The organism is Pseudoalteromonas sp. APC 3250, from assembly GCF_030407915.1.
In the GTDB taxonomy this organism is placed as follows: Bacteria; Pseudomonadota; Gammaproteobacteria; order Enterobacterales; family Alteromonadaceae; genus Pseudoalteromonas; species Pseudoalteromonas tetraodonis.
On the sequence record NZ_JASDCM010000001.1, the window covers coordinates 144190 to 168597 of the forward strand.

23 protein-coding genes are annotated in these 24408 nt (G+C 38.4%); 5 read left to right on the top strand and 18 right to left on the bottom strand.

Annotated elements, in window-relative coordinates; genetic code table 11:
• Positions 1 to 94: 94 nt before the first annotated feature.
• From QL986_RS00640 to QL986_RS00650, 3 genes are read left to right on the top strand one after another with little or no spacing between them, the layout of a single operon-like run.
• Positions 95 to 952 (top strand): 6-carboxytetrahydropterin synthase, encoded by an 858-nt coding sequence (locus QL986_RS00640; RefSeq protein ID WP_290190976.1) that lies wholly within the window; start codon positions 95 to 97, stop codon positions 950 to 952.
• Positions 945 to 1763 carry a M23 family metallopeptidase gene (locus QL986_RS00645; RefSeq protein ID WP_138764561.1) on the top strand — a complete coding sequence of 273 codons (819 nt, stop codon included), beginning with the start codon at positions 945 to 947 and terminating at the stop codon, positions 1761 to 1763. The genes QL986_RS00640 and QL986_RS00645 overlap by 8 nt, the downstream gene beginning before the upstream one ends.
• Before the next feature lie 5 nt (positions 1764 to 1768).
• On the top strand, positions 1769 to 2203 hold the full coding sequence (locus QL986_RS00650) for an acyl-CoA thioesterase (protein ID WP_008114650.1): 435 nt from the start codon (positions 1769 to 1771) through the stop codon (positions 2201 to 2203).
• Between the two features lie 185 nt (positions 2204 to 2388).
• On the opposite strand, the gene QL986_RS00655 is transcribed toward QL986_RS00650, so the two are convergent.
• The 11 genes from QL986_RS00655 to QL986_RS00705 form a co-directional block, all read right to left on the bottom strand.
• A complete protein-coding gene (locus QL986_RS00655; protein WP_138764560.1) occupies positions 2389 to 3711 on the bottom strand; it encodes a Na+/H+ antiporter family protein in 1323 nt (440 codons plus the stop codon).
• Positions 3708 to 5681, bottom strand: coding sequence for a DUF3488 and transglutaminase-like domain-containing protein (locus QL986_RS00660; protein ID WP_290190977.1), 1974 nt, complete (start codon positions 5679 to 5681; stop codon positions 3708 to 3710). The genes QL986_RS00655 and QL986_RS00660 overlap by 4 nt, the downstream gene beginning before the upstream one ends.
• Positions 5674 to 6435, bottom strand: a complete 762-nt coding sequence (locus QL986_RS00665) for a DUF58 domain-containing protein (RefSeq protein ID WP_290190978.1) — start codon at positions 6433 to 6435, stop codon at positions 5674 to 5676. The genes QL986_RS00660 and QL986_RS00665 overlap by 8 nt, the downstream gene beginning before the upstream one ends.
• 232 nt (positions 6436 to 6667) lie before the next feature.
• Positions 6668 to 7573, bottom strand: coding sequence for a MoxR family ATPase (locus QL986_RS00670; protein ID WP_215521665.1), 906 nt, complete (start codon positions 7571 to 7573; stop codon positions 6668 to 6670).
• Positions 7574 to 7581: 8 nt separating this feature from the next.
• A complete protein-coding gene (locus QL986_RS00675) occupies positions 7582 to 7965 on the bottom strand; it encodes a response regulator (RefSeq protein ID WP_013464929.1) in 384 nt (127 codons plus the stop codon).
• Positions 7966 to 8379: 414 nt separating this feature from the next.
• A complete protein-coding gene (locus tag QL986_RS00680) occupies positions 8380 to 8745 on the bottom strand; it encodes a DUF1090 domain-containing protein (protein WP_290190979.1) in 366 nt (121 codons plus the stop codon).
• A gap of 27 nt (positions 8746 to 8772) precedes the next feature.
• The gene (locus tag QL986_RS00685) at positions 8773 to 9741 is read right to left on the bottom strand and encodes an ATP-dependent 6-phosphofructokinase (RefSeq protein ID WP_290190980.1); all 969 of its coding nucleotides are present in this window, start codon (positions 9739 to 9741) and stop codon (positions 8773 to 8775) included.
• A gap of 190 nt (positions 9742 to 9931) precedes the next feature.
• On the bottom strand, positions 9932 to 10504 hold the full coding sequence (locus tag QL986_RS00690; protein WP_013464932.1) for a tRNA-(ms[2]io[6]A)-hydroxylase: 573 nt from the start codon (positions 10502 to 10504) through the stop codon (positions 9932 to 9934).
• A 74-nt stretch (positions 10505 to 10578) separates the two neighbouring features.
• Positions 10579 to 11211: a sulfotransferase gene (locus QL986_RS00695; protein WP_096040833.1), complete on the bottom strand. Its 633-nt coding sequence runs from the start codon at positions 11209 to 11211 to the stop codon at positions 10579 to 10581.
• Between the two features lie 6 nt (positions 11212 to 11217).
• Entirely contained in the window at positions 11218 to 11892 is a 675-nt protein-coding gene (locus QL986_RS00700) for a hypothetical protein (RefSeq protein ID WP_290190981.1), read from the bottom strand.
• Between the two features lie 231 nt (positions 11893 to 12123).
• Positions 12124 to 12492: an MAPEG family protein gene (locus QL986_RS00705; protein ID WP_290190982.1), complete on the bottom strand. Its 369-nt coding sequence runs from the start codon at positions 12490 to 12492 to the stop codon at positions 12124 to 12126.
• Positions 12493 to 12612: 120 nt separating this feature from the next.
• Here QL986_RS00705 and QL986_RS00710 point away from each other — a divergent pair, with 120 nt between their 5' ends.
• Positions 12613 to 13974 carry a DUF2254 domain-containing protein gene (locus QL986_RS00710; protein WP_028835242.1) on the top strand — a complete coding sequence of 454 codons (1362 nt, stop codon included), beginning with the start codon at positions 12613 to 12615 and terminating at the stop codon, positions 13972 to 13974.
• An 85-nt stretch (positions 13975 to 14059) separates the two neighbouring features.
• Here QL986_RS00710 and QL986_RS00715 read toward each other — a convergent pair whose 3' ends face one another.
• The 3 genes from QL986_RS00715 to ggt form a co-directional block, all read right to left on the bottom strand.
• Entirely contained in the window at positions 14060 to 14770 is a 711-nt protein-coding gene (locus QL986_RS00715) for an SIMPL domain-containing protein (protein ID WP_290190983.1), read from the bottom strand.
• Positions 14771 to 14882: 112 nt separating this feature from the next.
• Positions 14883 to 16577 carry an NAD-dependent malic enzyme gene (locus QL986_RS00720; RefSeq protein ID WP_028835240.1) on the bottom strand — a complete coding sequence of 565 codons (1695 nt, stop codon included), beginning with the start codon at positions 16575 to 16577 and terminating at the stop codon, positions 14883 to 14885.
• A gap of 368 nt (positions 16578 to 16945) precedes the next feature.
• On the bottom strand, positions 16946 to 18724 hold the full coding sequence (ggt, locus tag QL986_RS00725) for a gamma-glutamyltransferase (RefSeq protein WP_064664136.1): 1779 nt from the start codon (positions 18722 to 18724) through the stop codon (positions 16946 to 16948).
• 97 nt (positions 18725 to 18821) lie between these two features.
• On the opposite strand from ggt, the gene rrtA reads away from it, so the two are divergent.
• Entirely contained in the window at positions 18822 to 19415 is a 594-nt protein-coding gene (rrtA, locus tag QL986_RS00730) for a rhombosortase (protein WP_290190984.1), read from the top strand.
• A 37-nt stretch (positions 19416 to 19452) separates the two neighbouring features.
• On the opposite strand, the gene QL986_RS00735 is transcribed toward rrtA, so the two are convergent.
• The 4 genes from QL986_RS00735 to QL986_RS00750 all read right to left on the bottom strand — a co-directional run bounded on the left by QL986_RS00735 (position 19453) and on the right by QL986_RS00750 (position 24387).
• Positions 19453 to 21954 (bottom strand): prolyl oligopeptidase family serine peptidase, encoded by a 2502-nt coding sequence (locus tag QL986_RS00735; RefSeq protein WP_290190985.1) that lies wholly within the window; start codon positions 21952 to 21954, stop codon positions 19453 to 19455.
• A gap of 105 nt (positions 21955 to 22059) precedes the next feature.
• Positions 22060 to 23229 (bottom strand): endonuclease/exonuclease/phosphatase family protein, encoded by a 1170-nt coding sequence (locus QL986_RS00740; protein ID WP_033103442.1) that lies wholly within the window; start codon positions 23227 to 23229, stop codon positions 22060 to 22062.
• Complete coding sequence (locus QL986_RS00745; protein WP_064664140.1) at positions 23229 to 24158, bottom strand: putative sulfate exporter family transporter; 930 nt, start codon at positions 24156 to 24158, stop codon at positions 23229 to 23231. The genes QL986_RS00740 and QL986_RS00745 overlap by 1 nt, the downstream gene beginning before the upstream one ends.
• A 4-nt stretch (positions 24159 to 24162) precedes the next feature.
• Positions 24163 to 24387 carry a DUF2798 domain-containing protein gene (locus QL986_RS00750; RefSeq protein ID WP_013464944.1) on the bottom strand — a complete coding sequence of 75 codons (225 nt, stop codon included), beginning with the start codon at positions 24385 to 24387 and terminating at the stop codon, positions 24163 to 24165.
• Positions 24388 to 24408: the final 21 nt, after the last annotated feature.

A 24408-nucleotide genomic window follows, 5' to 3' on the forward strand; every position in this document is an offset into this window, starting at 1 on the left:
ACAATGCAACTGATTTTAGTATGATTAAACCGCGCAATTACTAACAGAAATCATTATAATTAGGGCTGACTTTTAATCAGTTTAAAGGAAATTTATGACCCTTTTTGTTAACTCACTCACTGTGATTGATTTTTCTTACTTATGCAATAAACGCGGTGCAGTTGGCGAAAGTTGGATTGTTGATTTGACTTTACATGGCAAACTAAATGAAGAGTCTATGGTTTTAGACTTTGGCTTAGTTAAAAAGCAAATAAAAGGCATTATTGATGAGTGTATTGATCACCGTTTAGCTGTTCCAAATAACATACACGGTAGCATTAATGAATTTGCTGATCATAAAACATTAGATTGTACATTTGGTGAGAATAAGCACCTTGCAATGAGTGCGCCTCATCAAGCTTTTTGCCTGATAGATACCGATAAGATAACCATTGAGTCGGTCACAGAGTATTTAATTGCCACAATACTGCCACAGCTTCCTGATAATATTGAAAAAATTGAACTGGTATTAAAGCCTGAGCACAACCAAAGTTTTTACTACCACTACAGCCATGGCCTTAAAAAGCATGATGGTAATTGCCAGCGCATTATTCATGGCCATCGTTCACAAATAGGGATCAGTTTAGGTGGTATCTCTATGCCTCGTTTACAAAAACAGTGGGCTGATAAATGGCAAGATATTTACTTAGCTACCAGCGAAGATCAAATCAGCGCCTCTGAATTAAAGCATATTATCGCCAAAGAGGATGACGTGTGTTTTGCATATGCAGCCGCGCAAGGTTATTTTGAAATGGCAATTAGCGAATCGCGTTGCGACATTTTACCCATAGATACCACAGTAGAATGTATTGCTGAGTATATTGCCGGCCAAGTAAAACTGCAGCATCCAGAAAAAGACGTAAAAATTACTGCTTATGAAGGCGTTGGTAAGGGGTCAATTAGTTATGCTTAAATCCTTATTAGTGTCAGCGTTAATTGCATCATTTAGTTTTAGTGCTTTGGCAGTTGAACTAAAAGGGCATTTAACTCAAGGCGGCTTGGTTACAGGGCAATTAAATAACGCAAAATCAGTTAGTTTAAATGGTAAGCCATTAAAGCTATCTGATACTGGCTTATTTGTATTTGGTTTTGGTCGTGATGCAAAACCAAACCACACTTTATCATGGGTTGATAAAAGTGGAAAAAACCACAGCCAAGATTTAGTTATAACTCTTCGTGACTACAACATCGATAAAATAACCGGTGTTGCAAAAAAATATGTATCGCCACCAAAAGCGGTCAGTGAACGTATTAGCCGTGAAGCGGTCGCGGTAAGAAAAGCGCGCGCTGTTGACTCTGACCTAGAGTACTTTTTACAGCCTGTGCTTAGGCCTGCCGAGGGCCGTATTTCAGGTGTTTATGGAAGCCAGCGTTACTTTAATGGTGAACCACGCAGACCACACTTTGGTTTAGACATAGCAAATAAAACAGGCTCTCCTGTGTATGCGCCGATCAGCGGTACCGTGGTATTTGCTGAACCAGATTTATATTACTCAGGTGGTACTTTAATTTTAGATCATGGCCACGGTGTTACCTCGACTTACATTCATCTAAGCAAGCTAGATGTAAAAGTGGGGGATAAAATTACACAAGGTATGAAAGTGGCTGAAATAGGTGCTACGGGACGTGTAACTGGCCCGCATTTAGATTGGCGATTTAATTGGCAAGGTGAACGCCTTGACCCTGCATTATTGATGCAAGACACATTAGCAAACAAAAAGTAGAGATTATGACTCAAGTAGAGCGCGAAGCAATTATTGCGCAACGTATAAAAGATTCGACCACATCGGTAACAAAAGCGGTATTTCCTGGGCGTACTAATCACCACAATACGCTATTTGGTGGTGATGCATTAGCGTGGATGGATGAGGTTGCTTTTATAGCAGCTACCCGTTTTTGCCGTAAGCCATTAGTGACTATTTCATCTGATAGGGTAGATTTTAAAGAGGCTATTCCGGCAGGTTCATTTGCCGAATTAATCTCAAAAGTGTCGCATGTAGGGAATACAAGCCTAAAGGTAGATGTTGAAATATTCCTAGAAACCATGCACAAAGATAATAAGCATTCTGCTATTACGGGTAGTTTTACTTTTGTTGCCGTGGATGATAACCACAGACCAACACCGGTAGTATGCGATAAAATGCTACATGGCTTTGAGTTATAACGCAAAATAGTAAATTAATATAAGCATCAAACTAGGTGCTTATATTAAAACCCATTAAGAACACATCATACTTTATTTTTTAATGTTTAAAACTTAGCATTAATGTTTGTTTGAGATAATAAGTAAAAAAGGAGGGTGTAAATTTCAAAATAAAAAGGCGTGCACAAAGCACACCTTTTAAAAAATTAAAGTACCATGGCGGCTATCCAGCCGAATACCAATAGCGGTATATTAAAGTGAATGAAGGTTGGTACCACTGAATCCCAAATATGGTCGTGCTGACCATCAGCATTAAGGCCGGAAGTTGGCCCTAATGTGGAGTCGGAGGCAGGGGAGCCAGCATCACCTAATGCGCCAGCAGTACCAACAAGTGCAGCGGTTGCCATAACCGAAAAGTTTAGCTCTAAACATAAAGGAACAAATAAGGTGGCAATAATAGGCACCGTTGAAAACGAGCTGCCAATTCCCATCGTTATAAATAAGCCAACTAATAAAATTACAGCCGCAGCCATCGGCTTATTACCATCAAAAATTGCGGCGCTACTGTGAACTAAGCTGGCTACGTGTCCGGTTTCTTTCATGACCGCGGCAAAACCTTGTGCTGAGATCATAATAAAACCAATCATGGCCATCATTGCCACGCCTTTACTAAATACGTCGCCGTTTTCTTCCCACTTAACCACACCAAATACACTAAATATAACTACGCCAACTAGGCCGCCTAATATCATAGAGCCACTGGCATTTTGAGCAATTAACGACGCAACAACAGCAAATAAACCAACCATCATTACTTTTTTGGGGTTATCAATTTCTGTTTGTTTACTCTCAACGGTAAGGGCGGTATTTGTATATTCTCGGCGTTTTCTATAAGTAATAAACAGCGCAATTAACAACCCCACGAACATGCCAATAGCAGGAATAATCATTGCCAAAGGTACGCTGGTATTGACTATTTCAAGGCCATTATCCACTAGGTTTTTATGTAATATAGAGTATAAATAAATTCCACCAAACCCATAAGGGAGTACCATATACGAGGTGGCTAAACCAAAGGTTAAAATACAAGCAATAGCGCGTCTGTCTAATCGCAATTTGTTAAACACCACTAATAACGGCGGAATTAGAATAGGAATAAACGCAATATGAACAGGGACTAAATTTTGTGAAGAAATAGCACAAATCAAAATAATAAACAGAATAAAGTAGCTTAATATGGTTTCACTAGAGCCCGTTTGTGCATTTACTTTAGCGAGTAACTTAGCGGCCAAAATACGCGTTAAGCCTGACTTAGAGATAGCGACGGCAAATGCACCTAACATCGCATAGCTTAAAGCAATTTCGGCGCCTGATGATAAGCCAGAATTAAATGCATCAATACTTTCTTTTAAGCCCATGCCTGCGGTTAATCCGGCAACAAGCGCACTTATTGTCATTGCAACAATCACATTTACACGGACTAAAGTGAGTCCCAGCATTAAAATAACGCCGATAATAACTGCGTTCATAGATTTCTCTGTTTTGTAGATTTAATTAATTTTATCAGATCTTTAGCCTGATTTTTACGTTCTTTAGTAAATGGATGCCTTGCATAGCGCACTTGCTTAAATAACTCACAAAAAGCGGTTATTTGTTGCTCTGCATGGGGCGCTTGATTGCTAATGTGTTCTAAAGTTTGGGTTGGCGTGGCATTTTCAGGATAGCTAATCGCGTGTTTATTAGCCCAACGAATAATTTCATAAAATTCACTTACCAGTGGCGGTTGCTTTGTTGAGGCTTTAGGTCTGTTTAAATAAATAAAGTAAGCCGTAAAACTCAAAATTAAAATAATAATAGCCCCAAGTGGCACCAGCCAAATAAACTTATTACCAAATAAGGTAGCAAATAAATCTTGTTGCTTGTCTTTATCAAACCCAAGTACCCAACTAGACCATTGATAATCTAAGTTTTCTAATTCAAGTCTAAGCCAATTAATGGCGGCATAGTTACTTAAACTAACAAGTCCAAAGCTAATATTATTTTTAAATTCGTCATTAAGGGTGGTACTTTGTGACAAGGAGCCGTTTAACCGCTCGGGTGCGACAACCGCTGTGGTATCAAATACTTTCCAACCGGCACCGGTATATACTTCAACCCAGGCATGCGCATCGTATTGACGAATAGTCATATAATCACTGTTTTTATTTAGCTCGCCTCCTAAATAGCCACTGACAACACGCGCAGGAATACCTGCACTTCTAAAAATAAATGCGGCGGCACTGGCATAATGCCCGCAAAAACCGCGTTTATTATCAAACATAAACTGATCGAGCGTATTTTCGCTGCGCATGGGTGTGGGTGTAAGTGTATAGCTAAATTCATTTTTTGAAAAATAGCTTAAAAGTCGATTAAAAAATTCATCGGCATTGGCGCTATTATTTTTTAATTGTTGCGCTAACTGCTGAGATTTTTGATTATTACTAACAGTTAATTGGCTATAAAACCGCTGTTGGGACTTATTAAGCGATGTACTAGATAACGGTTCACTATTAACTGCATATTGTAAAACCTTGGATTTATATTGTTGTTTTCGTAATAAACCTAAAGTATTGGCAATAACATTGGGGCTTTCACTGCTTGAAAAACCAAGCCCATATAGCCAATCTGAAATAGCAGGCTCAGCTATAACCGTATACTGAGCCTCATTTTCACTCGTGCTTTTTTTAGCGGGTAATATCAACGCTTGCTTTAAAAAGGAGGATGTTTTCCACGCTGCACCATCAAATTCATCATGTACAATAGCGCGCCAATAATAGGGCGTAGGGGGTGGTGTACCATTAAATTTTGCTCTAAATACCAGTTCATCAGAATTTGATAACTTTGCTATATCAAACGGATCGACTTGTTCAGATAATCCTGTTTGTGCCATTTTTGGACCGGGTAGTTGCCAAAATGCCGGAAGTTTAGGTAAAAATAATAAAAGTATTACGGCTAAAGGAAAAGCCAGTAGCATAATTTTAGCACTTAGTTTTGAAGAGAGTTTTAAGCTATGACTAGACTCTAATAACCCTAGCACCGCAAAGTTTAAAATATAGAAGGTGCTTATAACTAAGGTAGTAAAAATGGTTTGGCTAAACAAATATACCGCTGAGAGTGAAAAGAACGTAAGGGTAATGATCAATTGGTAATGCTGTTTTGATTTTGCCTGCAATAATTTAAAAACACACGACAATAACAGCATGGCTACAAACAATACGACGGTATCTTTAAAGCCTATGCTGCTTAGCATAATAATTAATGCAATGGCGGCCAATCCATTAGCAAACCACGCGTTGGGTTTTTGCTTTTGCTTAACTGTTAAATAAACATTCCAGCCACATAACACGCTAAGCATTGCAATAAAGGGCAGGGGTAAGTGCTCTGTAAAAAAACTGACTAGCCCTAAGTAAATAAACGATAGAGCAAAGTTAATAACACGATGGTTTTTAATCTTATTCATTATCATTACCGACTAAGCTTAACGCTTGTAAACAGCGCTGATGATGCAGCTTGCCTGAATTGCTGGCGATTAAATTATTGGGAAGTTTTAAAGAATAATTAATGTCGCTTTCAAATGCTTGGCAAACTAAAAAACAGAGTTGCCCTAAACGCTGTTCGGTATCGCCCGTGACTAAGTTAAAATCGAATTGTGCATCGGCTGATTTAAAATCACTAAATTGTTTTACAAGTAATTGCTGTGTTTTTGCATAGTGCTTCCATGATATTCGCTGTAACCCCATTTCTGGCAAATGAGTAATTAAACTTTCAAATTCATCGTCACCTTTATGTTTTTCAGTGCCTTCATCGGTATTATTTGCAACTAGGTTTTGGTGTTTTTGATTTGTTGTTTTAATAATTGACGGATAAACATACACCACTTTATTAGGTTGTATATAACTCCACACACTGACTAAACCAAAGGGGTAATTACTGGCAATTTTTATTGGCTTTAACTGATAACAGCCTCGCTTGGTATAAGGTAATGATAATTGAGATTTTATTGCTTCATTTTTAACGCGCGTAATGTAACATGCATTTTTTAAATCATTGGGGTAACTTAATGTAATTGATTGACAAGGATCAGCTGCTTCTATTTGCCAAACTAGCTGTGGTGCCTGAGGCGCAAAACTGTCAATGGCGTATTTAAAGCTGACAGTTAAACCTCTGGCATTACTGTAGCCCAATAACAATGCAAAAATTATAATCACAAACATTAAATAAGCCATAAACAGAATTAAATTATTTTGATAATTAATCCCCATTACAAAATTTAATGATGCAACAACGCTAAAGTAAACGCCAAGCGTGGATGGTAAAACATAAATAGTATTATGTTTTAAGGTGATGCTATTTTTTTTGTGCTTATTTTTTAATAAGGCAGTTAAAATCGCGCTTTTTATATCGTGAATAAAAGTAGGGCGCTTAAATTTATAAATACGCATTTACCTAAACGGGCACTAAAACATGTTTTAAAATGGCCGCTATTTGTGTATCGCCCGCATCACTATGTAAACCTAATCGATGCTGACACACACTTGAAAAAACAGCCTGTACATCTTCGGGTAGTACATAATCACGGCCTTCAATATAAGCCCACGCTTTGGCCGATTTAGCCAGTGCCATACTGGCTCTTGGGGAAAGCGAAGTCGTTAATGTTTGAGACTCACGAGTATAAGTCACTAACTCAATTATATAATCAACCACTGGCGAACTTAGCGTGATATTTGATATAGCATCTTGAATTTGCATAAGTTGATGTTGTTCAATTCGCTGCGGTAACTGAGAATAGTCACGTTTTTGATTATTTAACAGTAACCGTTTTTCTGCATCTTTAGGTGGAAATCCTAAACTAATTCGCATTAAAAAACGATCTAGTTGTGATTCTGGTAACGGGTATGTACCTGCCTGATATAATGGATTTTGAGTCGCAATTACAAAAAATGGAGTAGGGAGCGGGTACTTGTCTCCATCTACTGTTACTTGATGTTCTTCCATCGCCTCCAATAAAGCACTTTGTGTTTTAGGACCCGCGCGATTTATTTCATCAGCGAGCACCACTTGGCTGAAAATTGGGCCTTTATGAAATGAAAAACTATGTTCATTATTATTAAATATATTGGTGCCAATAATATCAGCGGGCAATAAATCGCTGGTAAATTGTATACGCTGATACGATAACCCCAGTACTGCAGCTAATGCATGCGACAAAGTGGTTTTTCCCATGCCGGGTAAGTCTTCAATTAGTAAATGGCCTTCACTAAATAAACAGGCTAACGCTAATTTTATTTGTTGTTGTTTACCAAATATAACGGTAGATAGGTCATCAATTATTGTCGTAACAATGTGCTGCATAATTTCCTTTAATCTATGAGTTCTAAACGTTTCATTACCGCATCAACTTTTTGCGCGTTAAAGGGCTTAGCTATAAATTCTTTTGCGCCTAGCTCCCAGGTATTTTGCACTGTTTCAAAGCTATTGTGGCCTGAACACATAACAACATGTGCATGAGGGTGTTCGTTGTTAATCGACTCTAAAATTTCAATGCTTTCAGAATCAGGTAAATCAACATCTAAGAATATAACGTTGGGTGATTTTTCAATAAGCAGAGGTTTAGCACAATTAAAATTATCGCACTCAATAATGTCATCAAAACCTAAACCGGCTAATACTTGGCTTAAATCAGCGCGGATCTGTTTAACATCATCAATAATTAAAATTGGTTCGAGTGGGCGTACAAATTCCATATGAATACTTCAATATTTTTTACGGCTTGTGCTTTAATATTAAGCTAAGCATTAAGGAACCTCAAGGTGATAACTATGAATAACCATAATAGTTGTTTAAAGTCACACAATGTCCGATACCGTCTAGTATTGGACTTAGCGGACTTAAAGCTTTTAAAATAGAGCGCTGCTTATGTATAGATATATTACTACCTATAATTTATATTATGTTAAATAGCATATATATGTACTTAAGCAAACTAACTATCGGCAATTACGTCACTTATAAACATGGTATTTTAGCCCTTTTATTCGCACATTATTTTTATAGTAATATGCTCTACTTTATTAAATATAAAAACGCTGTAATGACATTTTAATTAATCAAACTATTTAGCTCATCAATTAATTGCTTAAGCTGTTTAGTTTCGTCGTTTAGCTTTTGCTGATACTTTTCAACTTTGTCATGCTTACCTTGGCGCTTAGCTTTTTTAAGATCGTTTTATATTCTTCAATTTCGCTATTGGTATCATGTATTTTTTGTTGTAACTCTGCTTTTAATCCATCCTGGGTGCAGTATTCGTTTATATTATTGAGTGCTTTATTAAGACCTGCAGCTTGGTGTGAATTACCTTGGCGTTTTGCAGTTAATAACTGGTGGTTAACTTCACAGGCTTTTTTCGCACACCCCGTTAAATCTGCACAATCATCTTTGGCCAATACGACTGTTGAACCGGCAAATAAAAAACTTATTGTAATACCTTTAATAATCGTTATTTTAGAGTTTTTATTATCTCGCATTAGTCATTATTCCTCTTTAATTCATTGTTAGCGGCAAAATACAGATAACAGCCCTTGCAGCTCTTCATTTATAACATGTTGTTTTACAACATCTTGCATAGGAGTATTTGATACTTTGTTATTTAAAATACCCACCATTTTAGCGCTTTCTCCAGCACATAAAGCCTTAACACTGTGTACGCCTAATCTTATTGCTAACATACGATCCGCTGCAGATGGATTACCGCCGCGTTGTAAGTGCCCTAGCTTTGTTACGCGCAAATCTATACTGGGATTAACGGCACTTATTTTCTCACATATATGTTCAACGCCAATTTCATCACCTTCAGATACCACCACAATAAAAGCATGCTCACTGTGATAATCGCTAATTTTATCCACTAAATAAGTTATGTCTTCATCACTTTCAGGTATTAATATCGAATCGGCGCCAGAGGTTAAACCGGCATAAGTGCCAATATAACCAGAATCACGTCCCATTACTTCAATAACAAACACCCTATTATGTGATTCTGCAGTATCTCTAATATTATCAATACATTGCATTGATGTGTTTACTGCCGTATCAAACCCTAAGGTGTAATCTGTACCCGCAATATCATTATCAATAGTGCCTGGAATGCCTATATACGGTATGTCAGTAATTTGTGATAACCATAAACACCCTCTAAATGAGCCATCTCCACCTATCACAATTAAAGCGTCAATATTATTATGTTCAATTGTGGCTAGTGCTTGATTTCTACCGGCATCACCTCTAAATCTTTCACTACGCGCTGTTTTTAACACAGTACCACCTAAGTGCATGGTTTGTTGTAGGTTTTTGCAATCAAGTGTCACTAAATCATTATCAATTAAACCCTCAAACCCTTTTCGAACGCCCGACACTTTTATTCCGTGTTGTTGAGCGGTTTTTACTATGGCAAATAATGCGGTGTTCATCCCAGGCGCATCGCCCCCTGAGGTTAATACGGCAATGTGTTTAATTGGCTGCATCTGTTCACATCCTTCGATAAGCTAAACTTTAATAATTCATAATAGCTGTTTATGAGTAGGCTGTGTAAAGTAAGCGCAGTAAAGTTGATCTACTTAGGGTTTATTTGATTGTTTAATTAGTATGAAGGGAGCAGTTATAAATTGAAAAGTGGTATGTTGCTTTTGCTTTTAAAACAACATACCGTAATTTTTAATGAAGAGCCGCTGTAAAAGGAATGTTTTTACAAATTTCGGCTTCTATTGTTAGTAACTCGTCTAAGCGTTCGTCAACTTCTTGCTTATCAAAGTATTCGTAGGCGAGTTCCACAAATAAATTTTTATGTTTTTCTTCTGATTTAGCAATTGCGACATAAAAATCTTTTTCTTTTCCTTCAGGTAGTGCCTCGGCAACTAAAGAAAAACGTTCATGTCCCCTCGCCTCAATTACCCCACCTACTAATAGTCTGTCCATTAAAAAACCGTCACGACCATGCCTAAAGTGTGCACGAATTTGTTTAATGTATGGATCTTTTTTATCATCACCCAAATTAGTATCGCGTTCAATTAATAGTTTAAGCACTTGTTTAAAATGAATTAACTCTTCAAGAGCTAAGTCAGTCATGGCTTTAACTAATTTACGCTTATCCGGATAATGTGAAAGCATTGACATAGCCATGCCAGATGCTTTTTTCTCAGCAGCAGCGTGGTCTTGTAAGAAGGTTTCGAAGTCAGCTAAAACAACTTCGGTCCATTCAAATGGCGTGTGGTATTTTAATTCAAACATAGGGATACAACTTATAAAATAATGCGTGGATTTTAGCGTATTTAAAAATAAAAATCTTTGATCGCGATTTAAATTTAACTTTCATAAGGCAAAAACTTATCAATTCGCCCTTTCGCCGTCGACTCAATTTTTAATGGGTGCTTTATATCATTCCATGCAGTGACTTTACCGCCCATGTTCATTTTTTCAAAGCCAGCTAAGCTGCTGGTAATATTTAAAAACTCACATAGCTTATTAAAACTCTCAGGGTTTGCTATATCAATGGCTAAAAAATCATTAGGCCGGTCAGCAAAATAAGCATTAGCACTATTAAAATGAGTGTTATAACAATTAGTTAAATATTCATCCTGATTAATGTTTTCGAGTGAAAAATCACTAAACGTATTTAAGTAACAACGCTTTAAATGAATGTTAAAGCCCCCATCAGCACGCGTTAAATTAGTATGCATACGCAGTAAAAGCTGTTTGATTGAAGGCAGCCACGCGCTAAGTTCTCGCTTTAAATATACAAATTTAGAACCTGGGTAATATTTATCTAATGTTTGATAATCGTTAAATACAGGTGTGTCTGCGATAGCCACAGCATTTTCAAAACAAGCGTTAGTGTAAGCAGTATGGGCAGTAGGTATACCAAAATCTAGAAATGCATTACATACGCTAGTCGTCCCAGTGCGTGGTAAACCAATAATAAATATTTTTTGTGTCATGGCGTTTTAAATGTCTTTTTCTGAAAACCAAAGTGATGCATCATTAAGGGGTGTTAATGCGGGTAACTGATTGTTTTTTAATTTAATGATAATTTTATTTTTTATATCTGCATGCTCAATCGCACTGCGATGATAAGCCTTAAACAAACGATCAAACTCACCGTTTTTACGCATAATAGCTAAGCCTTTCTCAACCGCTTGCGCTATTTCGGGCTTTTCTTTACTAAAAAAGAAGTAGATTGCACTTGGGTATTGCAACAATAAGTGTGGCACTATCGTGAGGTTAGCACCGGCTTCATCTTTAAAGGTATTGAGCTCAGTTTCAACCTCTAATACAGATCGAGGAAATACATCACCTCGGCCTTTTATCAACATATTAAATAACGAACTATATTCGATTGATGTCGATACAGTTAAGCCGTTATCCTGCAGTATTTGTGTGTCAGGCCAATCATGCCCTTGAATAAAGTGTATGCTTTTAAAGTCGCTAAGGGTATTGATGTTTAATAAGGTATTCACTTTATCCTGTGTAGTTACCAAAACACGCCACCCATATAACCCCTTAAATATAGGCACTCTAACGGGTAGTAATTGTTGCTCACGCTGTTTAGAGGTCATGGTCCAAGCTACGTTTATTTCATCATTATGAAGAATTTGCTTTAACGATCGGCTCTGTGGCATCGAAATACTTGAGGGTTGTAATGTAAAATTTTCTCCGCTGAATTGCAGAGCTGTTCTTAATAGTACTAACGGGTATAATATTTCATCTTCACCACTGCGCATTGTTTTGGGGTATACAACATGCAAACTAGAAACGGTGTTTTTGCTATTATTTTCTATTGCCCATGCAAATGATGTCAGCGAACTGAAAAAATAAACACATGTAAAAACAATAGCTAACCGCATAGTCGTTTATCTACTTAAAAGTAATAACACCGCGCTTACTATCACAATAGCAAAGGTGAACATCATGCTCAATCCACGTGCCTTTAAATTATTGTTAATAATGGCAGAACCATGAACAACACGGCTGATAAATAATAAACCGCATAGTGCATGCACATAATGACTAGCTAACCCTTGATACTCCAATAAAAAAACTAAAATTAAGCTAATGGGCACGTACTCAATAAAATTACCATGCGCTCGGGTTGCACGTTCAAGCGCGGTATTACTGCCATTACCTAACGAAATCCCTTCGGCTTTACGTATTTTTATAACATTAACACTCAAATAAATATAATAAAGGGCCAATAAGGCCGCATAGCTCGATATGATCACAGTATAGTCCATTTAATTTTTCAGCAATAATAACACATAAGTTAAGCGGTAAATCAGTAGTTTTATCATGAACTATGCTAGAGTAATTTATACATTGGAATAGTAATAAGTAAGGATAATATGTATTTAAGAACAAAAATCACCAATCACTATCGTGAAATAATAAACAGTATTGGCTTTTATCCCTCACTCCTGTCTGTTGCGTTTTTAATTTTTGCTGTACTCACTATGTCTGTTGAGTACTTAGCCCCTATTGAGCAATTTAAATCATTAATCTCATTTGTATTAGTAGACAGTGCAGAAAACGCACGAACCATATTAAGCACCTTAGCTGGTAGTATTATTTCGTTAACCGTATTTAGTTTTTCTATGGTGATGGTGGTTTTAAATGCGGCCAGCGCTAGCTTGTCACCCAGAGTCGTTCCTGGGCTTATTACCCGTAAATCGCATCAAATGGTATTAGGGTTTTATTTAGGCAGTATTATTTATTCTATTATAATGCTCATTAATATTAATAAGTTAGATAACGGAAATACGGCAATACCCTCATTAGGGGTGCTCTTTGCATTAATTTTTGGTTTGATTTCTTTGGGCTTATTCGTTTTCTTTATTCACTCTATTTCAAAAGCAATTCAGGTTGATAACGTATTAAATGGTTTATTTAGACAAACCAAACAAGAGATCCAAGACATCATCAACAAACAAGGCGATAACCCCGTTGATAACTTTCCTGAATTTTCAAATTGGCATTCAATAAAAAGTACTACTGAGGGTTACTACAAAGGGGTTCACACAAATAAGCTGTGTGCTATTTTGGCTGAAGAAAAAATAGAACTTTTTATTACCGTTAAGCAAGGTTACTTTACCGTTAAAGGCTACCCGTTCTTAAAGTGTAATAAAGACATTTGTGAAAACGAAGAGTTAATAGAGAAAATCTTAGACTGCTTTATTTTTTATATAGAAGAATACATTAGCGATCATTACCGTTATGGATTAACCCAAATTTCTGAAATTGCTGTAAAAGCAATGAGCCCTGGGATTAACGATCCGGGCACAGCGGTTAAAGCTATTGATATGCTGAGTATTTTATTGATTGCTCGCCTAAAGATTAATGCGATTAACTACGCGTGTTATCAACCAGAAGAAGCCCCTTTGCTCTATTTTCATGAAACCAGTTTTGATGAATTACTGCACGATAACTTCACTCCTTTGCGTAATTATGCCAAAGCAGATGCCTATGTAATGACCAATGTTATTGAAGCATTTAAAAATATTTTGTTTATTGCCAACGAGGATGTTGAAGCTCGAAACAGTGTGTTTAATTATTTAGGTGCCATTGTTGATGATATTAATCAGCACATTTGTAATGAGTATGACCGGCGAGAAATTAGAAATATGCTACAAGCAATAGTGCGAATTAGTGAGTTACAAGGTAAGCAGTTGGTGGCACGTTTTGAGCAGCACCGACCTATTAGCGAGTAAGCTTTGTAGAGCTATTTATTCTGCCGAGGGGCAAAGAGTTATCGCCCTCGGCAGCGCCTATTTGGTATTGAAAGATCATCAAACCCTAATCTATATAATAAATTGCATAGCTTGACGCACTAATAGTAATTTCACCCGCATGATAGGCATCTGGGACATAATTACCAGGTGCACTGTCTGCCATCATTACTTTTTCACTGCGCATGTACGGTGTAGATGGCATATCAAGCGGGGTTAAAGACGCGCTATATAAGCCTTTTAACTCTACATCAAAGTCGTCACTTAGCTCTTTTGCCGCGACTTTGGCTTGTTTAATTGCCATTTTTTGTGCTTTTTTATGCAGCTCATCGTAGTTGCTAGCTAAAAATTGCGTTTGTCTAATTTCATTAATGCCATTATTAACTAAGCTCTGTAATAATTCAGGGTATTTATTAATTGCAGAGAGTTTAATAGTGAGCGTTCTTGATACTTTAAAGCCAGTAAACTCTTGTTTACCCGTTTCACGGTTATATTGATTATCGCGATAGATTGAGATTTGACCAGCATTAATATCGGCATCAGCAACGCCTATTTTTTTTACTAAACTAATTGCGTTGGCCATAGTGGTATCGGTTTGTTTTTTTGCGGCAATTAAGTCTTTATCTATTTCAGTAATGCCCACCGTTAATAAAACATGATCCGGCATCGTCGTTAGTGAAGCTTCACCTTTAACATAAATATGCGGCTCTTCTGGGGCGTTGCTTGCATAAGCTGATGTACTGAGTAATGCGGCGGTTAAAATCGAAAGCGTTTTCATAAGTCTATCCTTTTAAATTTGATTGCCTCAGTTAACACCTTATGCGGTTAATTAAAGATGAACAAGCATAAAAAAACAGGCAAAAGCCTGTTTTTTTTAATCTCTACTGTAATTAAATGCTGCAACGCTTGTAGTTACGGTATTTTGGTAACCAGTAGTTTTTGTCGATGGCTGCCCACAGCGCATCGTCTGAAATTTCAAGGGCTACGCCCTCCTCAATTGCTTTTTTAGCCACTGCAAACGCAATACGTTTACTAAGCGTTTCAATTTCAGTCAGTGCCGGTAGTAAGCTGCCTTTACCTGTATTAGCTAAAGGTGACGACTCAGCCAACATTTCGCTCGACATTATTAGCATCGCATCGGTAATACGCGTCGCTTTAGCGGCAATAACACCTAAGCCAATACCTGGGAATATGTAACTATTATTACATTGTGGAATTGGGTAAGTCACACCGTTATAAACAACTGGGTCGAATGGGCTGCCAGTTGCAACAATTGCTTTGCCATCGGTCCATTTAATTACATCTTCTGGATACGCTTCAACTTGTTTAGATGGATTACTTAACGGGAAAATAATTGGCGATTCACATTTAGCATGCATAGCGCGAATGACTTGTTCGGTAAATAAGCCAGGTTGGCCTGATACACCAATTAAAATATCTGGTTCAGCACAATGCATTACATCTAATAACGACGCGTATTCACCGCTGTAGGTCCAATCAGCTAAGCAGCTAGTTGGTTGTGCAAGCATTTGTTGAAAGTCACGTAAGCCTTGCATACCATCTGTTAATAAGCCAAAACGGTCAACCATAAAGACTTGGCTACGTGCCTGTGCTTCACTAATACCCTCAGCAACCATAGTGCTAACAATTTGTTCAGCAATACCACAGCCTGCAGAGCCTGCGCCTACAAAAACAACTTTTTGAGTTGATAATTTAGCACCTTTAACACGACATGCTGCTAATAAAGAACCCACAGTGACCGATGCAGTGCCTTGAATATCATCATTAAAGCTACAAATTTCGTTGCGGTAACGCTTTAATAATGGCATTGCATTAGGCTGAGCAAAATCTTCAAACTGCAGTAACACATTTGGCCAGCGACGTTTAACTGCTTTAATGAATAAATCTAAAAACTCATCGTATTCATCTTGTGCAATACGTTTATGGCGGGCACCCATGTACATTGGGTCGTTTAATAATTTTTCGTTATTGGTTCCCACATCGAGCATAACCGGTAACGTATAGGCTGGGCTAATACCGCCACACGCGGTATACAAAGAAAGTTTACCAATTGGAATGCCCATACCGCCAATACCTTGGTCGCCAAGGCCTAAAATACGCTCACCGTCGGTAACAACAATCACTTTTACTTTGCCTTTTGTGGCATTACGTAAAATATCGTCAATGTGAAAGCGATCTTCATAGGAAATAAATAAACCACGGGCACTGCGATAAATATCAGAAAACTTTTCACACGCATCACCCACCGTTGGGGTGTAGATAATAGGCATCATTTCTTCGATATGATCGCGCACTAAGCGGTAATAAAGCGTTTCGTTGTTATCTTGAATGGCGCGTAAATAAATGTGCTTATTTAAGTTGTCGTTAAAACTTGAGTACTGCTGGTAACAACGCTCAACTTGCTCTTCTATTGTTTCGTAACGAGGAGGAAGTAAACCAGCAAGATTAAAGTTTTCACGTTCTTTTTGGCTAAAAGCACTTCCTTTATTCAATAGCGGGGTTTCAATTAGGCCTGGGCCAGAATAAGGAATATAAAGATAATTTGGATCGGTATTTGTAGTCATATTTCCAAGCTTTACTGAATCTTAAGTAATGATCTGCCATTATCATTGTTAAAGGCTAAATTGCAATGACATTTAAGCTTGTCAGACCATTGAAAATTTACAAATACAAGCGCTACTTTAGTATAAAGCCACTCATATTTGGTGAATATGTTAGCTGGCTGTTGTGAGTTTATAAAAATTAAACGGGCATTAGACCAGCGTTTGCTGTGTATAATGATTACAACAGTGTCAGTTATTTTTAGATTTGCTAATTTTTTTACGTTAGTTAACATACTATTTTCAATCAAATAATCATTAACTATTAAGCTGTTACATAAATAACAGCAGGTAATACATTAGCTGCAAACCTGCTGTTGATTATACATGTTTTAGAATTTAAATGAGGCTTTATTATTACTTAAATCCGATAATGCCATCCCTTCCCTGCGAGGATCGGCGGCGCCATACAAACGGTTGTTTTTAACTTCTACCGCATGCAGCCCAGAGTTTAAGTCAATCACGCGCACATCATGGCCGCGCTTTTTAAGCTTTGGTACCACCGCTTCAAGTGCAGTGCCTTTTTCAATGCTGGTGTAGTCGTTGCGATTAGTGGTTCGCGGTAAATTAATGGCTTGTTGCGCATTCAAATCCCAATCTAAAACGCCAATAACAACTTGTGCAACATAATCAATAATACGACTACCACCAGGAGAGCCGACCACTAAACGTAAGCTCCCATCTTGATTAAATACCATCACGGGTGACATTGAGCTGCGCGGACGTTTATGGGCTTCTACTCTGTTAGCTACTAACTTGCCATTTTTACGCGGCGAGAGTGAAAAATCAGTCAGCTGATTGTTTAAAATGAAGCCATTAACCATGACCGTCGAACCAAACGCCATTTCTATAGAGCTGGTCATCGAAACAGCATTGCCTTTGCTATCAACAATCGAGACATGTGACGTAGACGGAAGTTCAAAAGAGTCATCATTTGCGTAGCTTAAGTAATCAACTGGATCACCAGGAAATGCTTTTTGATCTTTTTCAGTGATCAATTTTGCGCGGGTGGCGATATAGTCTTTGTTTAATAACTCCTCGGTAGGGACTTGGGTAAAATCAGGATCGCCAATGTATTTATTTCGATCGGCAAACGCAATGCGCGATGCTTGGCTAAAGTAATGAATAGCCTCTGCGCTATTAGCTTTAATATTGGCCATGTCTTTGTGTTCAAGCAAGCCTAAAATTTGTAGCACTGCAACACCGCCACTACTAGGTGGTGCCATTGAGCACACTTTGTAAACGCGGTATTTAATACATACAGGGGCGCGCTCTTTGCTGGTGTAGTCAGCAAGATCTTGCTCAGATAATTTACCCGGTGCAATTTTTGATTTCTGCACTGCACTTACCATGGCTTTTGCATTATCACCTTTATAAAAAGCGTCAATCCCTTGTGAGGCAATGTCTTTGTATAAATTAGCAAGCGGCTGATTTTTTTTAATACTGCCTACTTTGATCACTTCACCATTGGGAAAAAAATACTCATTTATGACCGGCATACTCATAACACCAGGGTTTAACTGCCTAACGAGTAAACCATGTAATCGTGGAGATACTTCAAACCCTTGTTCAGCAAGCGCAATAGCTGGCTTAAATAACGTTGCCCATGGCAAGTTACCATATTGTTTATGGGCACTGGCAAACGCATGTAAAATGCCTGGTACACCTACAGAGCGACCACCTACAACTGCTTCAATCCATTTAACAGCTTTGCCATGTTCATTTAAAAACAGGTTTTCATCGGCATTACTGGGGGCTGTTTCGCGACCATCAAAACTGGTGAGTTTATTGTTAGCTTTGTTGTAATACATCATAAACGTACCACCACCAATGCCTGATGATTGCGGCTCAACTAATGTAAGCACTAATTGGGTGGCAATAGCCGCATCAACGGCGCTTCCGCCTTGGGCTAAAATGGCCTTACCCGCTTGTGAGGCATAAGGGTTTGCAGCTGCAACCATGTATTTATCGCCAGGTACTAACTGCTTTTGTACTACCCCTGTGGCGGCTTCTGGTTCACGGGTTTCAATTTGGCTTGCTTGCTGTGCAAATAAAGGTAAAGACAGTGCACTTAAAGAGAGAGCAAATAAAGAGTTGAGCTTAAAATTCATAATTACTGATTAAACTTAAATTGCATGGAAGATAATTTGCATCTTAAAGTTAAACAGGCACAATATGCAAAAATAAATATAAAAAAATGATCATTAAATGCTTAATTTACCCCTTCAGCCGCGTTATGTTTTACCCCCCTTGTGTTTAATTGTATTAAGTACGCTCTTAGCATGGCTTGGTATGAACAATGAGCTTGAGTTTAATCGCCCATTAATTGAACAAGGCCAACTATGGCGTTTATTTACCAGCCAATTTGTACATGCCAACTGGATACACTTAGGTTTAAATTGTGCTGGTATCTCGCTTATTTGGTTATTGCATGGTGAATACACTACATCTAAGCAATACAGCTTTAATATTGCACTCCTTGCGCTTTGGTGTGGCTTGGGGGTTTATTGGTTTTGTCCAACAATCATTATTTATACAGGGCTGAGTGCGCTATTGCATGGCGTGATCGTGTGGGGGGCGATAAAAGATGTCACTGTTGGGCTAAAATCAGGTTATATCTTGTTTATTGGCGTATGGATAAAACTTATTCTTGAGCAAGTTAATGGTCCAAGCGCAGAAATTGGTCAACTTATTCAATCAACGGTGGCCGTTGATGCGCATTTAATTGGCGCAATTGGTGGGGTTTTATTAGCTGTGCCGCTGGTTGTAAAACACATCAAAAACGATAATAAACACAGTTAAAAAAACGCCACATAAGTGGCGTTTTTAGTTTAGTCGATTAAAGCGTTTCTTTAAACAGTTTATAAATTCGACGGTATTCATCTAACCAGCTCGAAGGCTGAACAAAACCATGCGGTTCTACTGGGAAGATTGCTGTTTCAAAGTTTTCTTTTTCAAGTTCTATTAAACGCTGTACTAAACGTACTGAATCTTGAAAGAACACATTATCATCAACCATAGGCGCATTTATTAATAAATGCTTTTTAAGCCCTTCTGCATAATAAATAGGTGAACTACGCTCATAGGCAATCGGGTCAACATCAGGGTGATTCAAAATGTTAGCCGTATAACCTGTGTTGTAATGAGCCCAATCAGTCACTGGACGAAGCGCTGCGCCTGATTGAAACAAGTCTGGTGCGGTAAATAACGCCATGAAGGTCATAAACCCACCATAAGAGCCACCGTAAGTCCCTACCGCTTGGGTATTAACATTGGCATTATCCGCCATCCATTTTACGCCATCGGCTAGATCTTGTGTTTCAGGTGTTCCCATTTGGCGATAAATAGCCGTTCGCCAATCACGACCATAGCCTTTAGATGCGCGGTAATCCATATCCATTACTACATAACCTTCATCTGCTAGTAATGAATGGAACATAAATTCACGGAAGTAGCCAGACCACCCCATGTGTGAATTTTGCAAGTACCCTGCACCGTGGTTAAAAATAACTGCTTTGCGGGTTTTGCCTGTTTCACCCTCTTGGTAATCAGCGGGGTAATAGACTTTGGCGTATATGGGCTGATCTGTATGACTTGATGGCACAGCAACAATTTTAGGCGCTGTGAGTTTTTTAGCTAAAAACGCATCAGATACCGTATTGGTTAAACGAGTCGCGGTTGTGTTTGCTTTAGCCTCTGCCACATAAAGTTCAGTCGGCATAGTGATTTTAGAATGTCTAAGTAATAACTTAGATTGATCAGGGCTTAAGGTGTAATCCGTCATACCGTTTAAGTCGGTTACTTGCTCACTAACACCTGTTTGTGGATTAACGCGGTATATTTCGTAAAGACCCGGATGCTCAATATTCGCTTTATAATAAATAGCACTATTGTCATCAGTAAGCGTTAAGTCAGACACTTCAAACTGACCTTGTGTTAAAGCCATGGCCTTGCCATTTAAAGGTTTTTTATAAAGCTGACTGTACCCCGACTCTTCCGATAAATAATACAGCGTGGTTGAATCATTTAACCAACCAAAGTCGTTAAACGCATACGCAATCCACGCATCGTCATGTAAACGGTGTTGAGATACGAGTTTGTTATTTTCAAAATCAACGGTGGCCAACCAACGATCTTTGTTATCCCACGCTTCAAGCATAATCGCCACTTGGCTGCCATCATCGTTCCAGCTGATAGGCGATTGATCCCATCCCCAGTCTGAAATTACATTAATGCCACGCGGTTGTTTCTTAGACTTATACGTTTTGCCTTCGCGGGCATAGTTTTCTTTTTTAACCTCAGCGAGTACATCTTCATCAAAACCAGGCAAGGTATTAAACCCTAAAGTAGTTTGGCTTTGATCTGTAAGGTTAATATAAACAATTTCAGAAGTTTGCTCTTTAGCGTCAGCCACACGACGGCGAACTTTTTTAGGCTCTATAGTCGCATCATCAGTGATGTAGTTAGGCATAATGTCGCCTTCACCACGCCATGAACTTTTTTCTTGAACAACCACAATTAACGCGTCGCCATTTGGAGAAAGCTGGGCTTCATCAACCGTGTTGCCATCGCCTAAATAGTAATGCGTGTTGGCAATTGAGCTATTTTGGGTTTTAACTTGCTCATTTCGCGCATACTTGTCTTGTTTGTTTTTATGCTGCAGTGCAATGTAATCAATCAGCTTATGTTGTTCTTTGGCAATATAAGTTGTTGGCTCTTTTACGCCTTGTGGTTTGTCAGCCAGTTTTAAATTAGCAATTTCACGGGTTAAACCTGTGATTAAATCTACTTTAAAAAAGATATTACCTTGGCGATACGCTAAATTACCATCGTTTAAAAATTGTGGTTTTGACTCGGTGGCTGAGCTTTGCGTAATTTGCTTAATTACGCCTGACTGTACGTTTTTAATAAATATGTTGCCTTCAAACACATAAGCTTGAAGTGATTTATCGTTAGAAAAAACAGCTTTACTTGAGCCTACGCTGTGAAGCTGATTTAAAGCCACTTGCTCTGCTGTTTTAGCGTTTACAGCTTGAGTGAATAAATCTCTTAGCTCACTACCTTGTTGTTTACGCGCGTAAATAACGGTACTTGAGTCAGCACTCCAAAATGCACTTTGCGGTTGGCGTCCAATCCAATCAGGGTGAGCCATCGCTTGTTCAAGCGTAATTTTTGAGACACCCATGTCTGCAGGTGTGTTAACAACACTTGCAACCTTGGTATTTGTTTGAATAGCTGAGTCATTAGAAGTTGTGGCGGTTGCTGTACAGCCCGCTAACATAACACTTGACGCAACAGCCATTGCAACAAGTGTTTTAGAAGATGAAAATTTAAATATCATAGTGCTTCTTGACGGTTATTATAATTAACCGTATTTAAGCAGAAGCACCTTTATAATTGCAATTATTTAAGATAAACAACGCTGATATCGGGGTGAGTAACCCGTTTATTCAACCGTTAAATCAAGCCATACCATACGGTGGTCACTTGATGCGTTTCTATCTTTGATTAAACGGTACAATTCGCTTTGTTTTTTCGGCCAAAATACGCCACCATCTTTAATGGTTAGTCCATAATTTGAAGGCAGAACGTAATCAACGCGTGCCTGCCAATTAGCAGTATAATTTTTAGCATAAGCTTGTGGGTATTGCTCTTTAGCGCCCTCACTGGTTGGAATAAAACCGGCATTAATCATCGGGCTTTTAAGTAACTGATCTGTTGTATTTGTGCGCTTTTTATCGCCCTCAGGGGCGGCATTTAGGTCACCTAAAATCACAAAGCGTGATTTTGCTGCAAGGCCGCCCTTTTTACCGTTATCGTCATACAGGTAACTTTCGTTATTAACGTAATCAGCAATTAATCTAATTTCATCATGATTACGAATGCCGTTTCTGTCTTCATCACCATCAAACACAGGCGGCGTAGGATGCGAGGCTAACATGTGAACTACTTTATCATTTACTTTTACCGGTATATCCCAAAACGATTTAGAGCTTAAACGTAAAGCATTCCATTCTTCTTCGTTGTACCAATTTGTATTGGTTTTTGGATCTACCGGCATTTTCACATTCGGTAAATCTTTGTGCTTAAACGTTTGCAGGGTTCTGATGTTGTCAAAATCAATGGGGTAACGAGACAAAAACGCCATTGCGTAGTGGCCTTCAAAAAATCCAAAACCTTGCGCATCACCCATCACACCATTTTTTTTGCCATCGTTGTCTAAATCAAACTCTGTGGCTAAGCCTGTGTTAACTGGTGCAATGTAAACATAAGGATAATCGATAGCCGCTTGATCATTTTGCCCTACATTTAAGTAATGGGTTTTAAAGTATTCTATCCCTTGTGATTTAGGGACGTAGTCAAATTCATTTAAAAGCACCACATCTGGACGAACGCGTTGAATTATTTCAGCAATATTTTTAATTTGCTGGTGGTCAGAGCGCAGCGCGTTAACTAAGGCATCGCTTTTTACTTTTTCATTTTTAGCGGTGTAATTGGTTGCATCCATACTGACATTAAACGTTGCGACCCGTAATGACTCTGCGTGAACATAGCTTGCTGAAACCAGTGACAATAAAAAGCCACCAATAATTTTAATACCGAGATCATGTCTCATTATATGAATCCATCTATAATTAATAATAAAATAACACTGCTAACCACGATCCAAAGAATCACAGCCATTAAAAACGGTTTAATTCCCGCTTGCTTTAGTACCGATAACGACAAACCACTGCCAATTAAAAACAATGTCATCACTAGTATTTGCTTCGCTGCAATGTTTATCAGCTCCCAATAAGATGAAAGCGACGGCACATAGGTATTAATTAATGCGGCTAATAAAAAGCCTACAATAAATAATGGAATACTTGCCTTTTCATCTGAGCGCATAAACACACCCGCAAGCGTAGTGTATGGAATAATCCACATAGCACGAGTAAGCTTCACTGTTGTTGCTATGCTCAGTGCCACTGCACCATAAGTAGCCGATGCACCTACCACGCTGCTGGTATCATGAATTGCAAGTGCAGCCCATAATCCAAACTGCTCTTGGGTCAATTCAAAATAGTGCCCAATTGCAGGGAACAATAATAACCCTACACCATTGAGTAAAAATACGATACCCAGCGCCACAGCAACTTCATGATCTTTGGCTTTTATAACCGGTGCCATGGCCGCAATAGCGCTACCACCACAAATAGCGGTTCCAAAGGAAATTAACACGCCTGTGTTACGATTAAGTTTAAACACTTGAGTTAAAATTTCGCCAAGCCCAATTATGGCAGTAATACTGACAATTGTTAACACTAAAGAGCTGCGACCAACCTCAATTACCTGATTAAAATCAACAGCAAACCCCAGCCCCACAACCGCCAACTTTAGCATCCATTTGCTGGCCTTTTGTGATAACTCAGCAAACGGGTTACCCAAGGTAATCGCAAATAACGCCCCCATAACCAAGGCACTACCAGCGCCAATAAATGAAGTGATGCACAAAGCCAGTAATATTATAAATACAGGTTTATGTAATTTAGCGATAATCATAACGTTAAGCGCGAATGAGTTTATTAGTCAGTTTATGGACAACGGGGGCAACAAATATAACCGTTGGAAAGGCAATACAAAAGGCAAATAACCACGCTTTAAGCCAGATAGATACGATGTTATCGACCATACCAACATTAAATAGAGAAATAACTAACGACATAAAACCTGACATGAAAAGTGCCATAAAAAAGGCAAACACAATAGTACGAAACTTTGGATGGATCATTGAAAAGAACCTTTAGAAGGT

Coding starts and splice junctions, on each gene's coding strand:
- QL986_RS00735 (WP_290190985.1), bottom strand. CDS start 21,954: ATGATATTTAAATTTTCATCTTCTAAAACACTTGTTGCAATGGCTGTT.
- QL986_RS00680 (WP_290190979.1), bottom strand. CDS start 8,745: ATGCGAGATAATAAAAACTCTAAAATAACGATTATTAAAGGTATTACA.
- rrtA (WP_290190984.1), top strand. CDS start 18,822: ATGCTTAATTTACCCCTTCAGCCGCGTTATGTTTTACCCCCCTTGTGT.
- QL986_RS00745 (WP_064664140.1), bottom strand. CDS start 24,158: ATGATTATCGCTAAATTACATAAACCTGTATTTATAATATTACTGGCT.
- QL986_RS00685 (WP_290190980.1), bottom strand. CDS start 9,741: ATGCAGCCAATTAAACACATTGCCGTATTAACCTCAGGGGGCGATGCG.
- QL986_RS00750 (WP_013464944.1), bottom strand. CDS start 24,387: ATGATCCATCCAAAGTTTCGTACTATTGTGTTTGCCTTTTTTATGGCA.
- QL986_RS00665 (WP_290190978.1), bottom strand. CDS start 6,435: ATGTTTGTGATTATAATTTTTGCATTGTTATTGGGCTACAGTAATGCC.
- QL986_RS00695 (WP_096040833.1), bottom strand. CDS start 11,211: ATGACACAAAAAATATTTATTATTGGTTTACCACGCACTGGGACGACT.
- QL986_RS00640 (WP_290190976.1), top strand. CDS start 95: ATGACCCTTTTTGTTAACTCACTCACTGTGATTGATTTTTCTTACTTA.
- QL986_RS00645 (WP_138764561.1), top strand. CDS start 945: ATGCTTAAATCCTTATTAGTGTCAGCGTTAATTGCATCATTTAGTTTT.
- QL986_RS00720 (WP_028835240.1), bottom strand. CDS start 16,577: ATGACTACAAATACCGATCCAAATTATCTTTATATTCCTTATTCTGGC.
- QL986_RS00675 (WP_013464929.1), bottom strand. CDS start 7,965: ATGGAATTTGTACGCCCACTCGAACCAATTTTAATTATTGATGATGTT.
- QL986_RS00700 (WP_290190981.1), bottom strand. CDS start 11,892: ATGCCACAGAGCCGATCGTTAAAGCAAATTCTTCATAATGATGAAATA.
- QL986_RS00690 (WP_013464932.1), bottom strand. CDS start 10,504: ATGTTTGAATTAAAATACCACACGCCATTTGAATGGACCGAAGTTGTT.
- QL986_RS00660 (WP_290190977.1), bottom strand. CDS start 5,681: ATGAATAAGATTAAAAACCATCGTGTTATTAACTTTGCTCTATCGTTT.
- QL986_RS00655 (WP_138764560.1), bottom strand. CDS start 3,711: ATGAACGCAGTTATTATCGGCGTTATTTTAATGCTGGGACTCACTTTA.
- ggt (WP_064664136.1), bottom strand. CDS start 18,724: ATGAATTTTAAGCTCAACTCTTTATTTGCTCTCTCTTTAAGTGCACTG.
- QL986_RS00650 (WP_008114650.1), top strand. CDS start 1,769: ATGACTCAAGTAGAGCGCGAAGCAATTATTGCGCAACGTATAAAAGAT.
- QL986_RS00710 (WP_028835242.1), top strand. CDS start 12,613: ATGTATTTAAGAACAAAAATCACCAATCACTATCGTGAAATAATAAAC.
- QL986_RS00670 (WP_215521665.1), bottom strand. CDS start 7,573: ATGCAGCACATTGTTACGACAATAATTGATGACCTATCTACCGTTATA.
- QL986_RS00740 (WP_033103442.1), bottom strand. CDS start 23,229: ATGAGACATGATCTCGGTATTAAAATTATTGGTGGCTTTTTATTGTCA.
- QL986_RS00715 (WP_290190983.1), bottom strand. CDS start 14,770: ATGAAAACGCTTTCGATTTTAACCGCCGCATTACTCAGTACATCAGCT.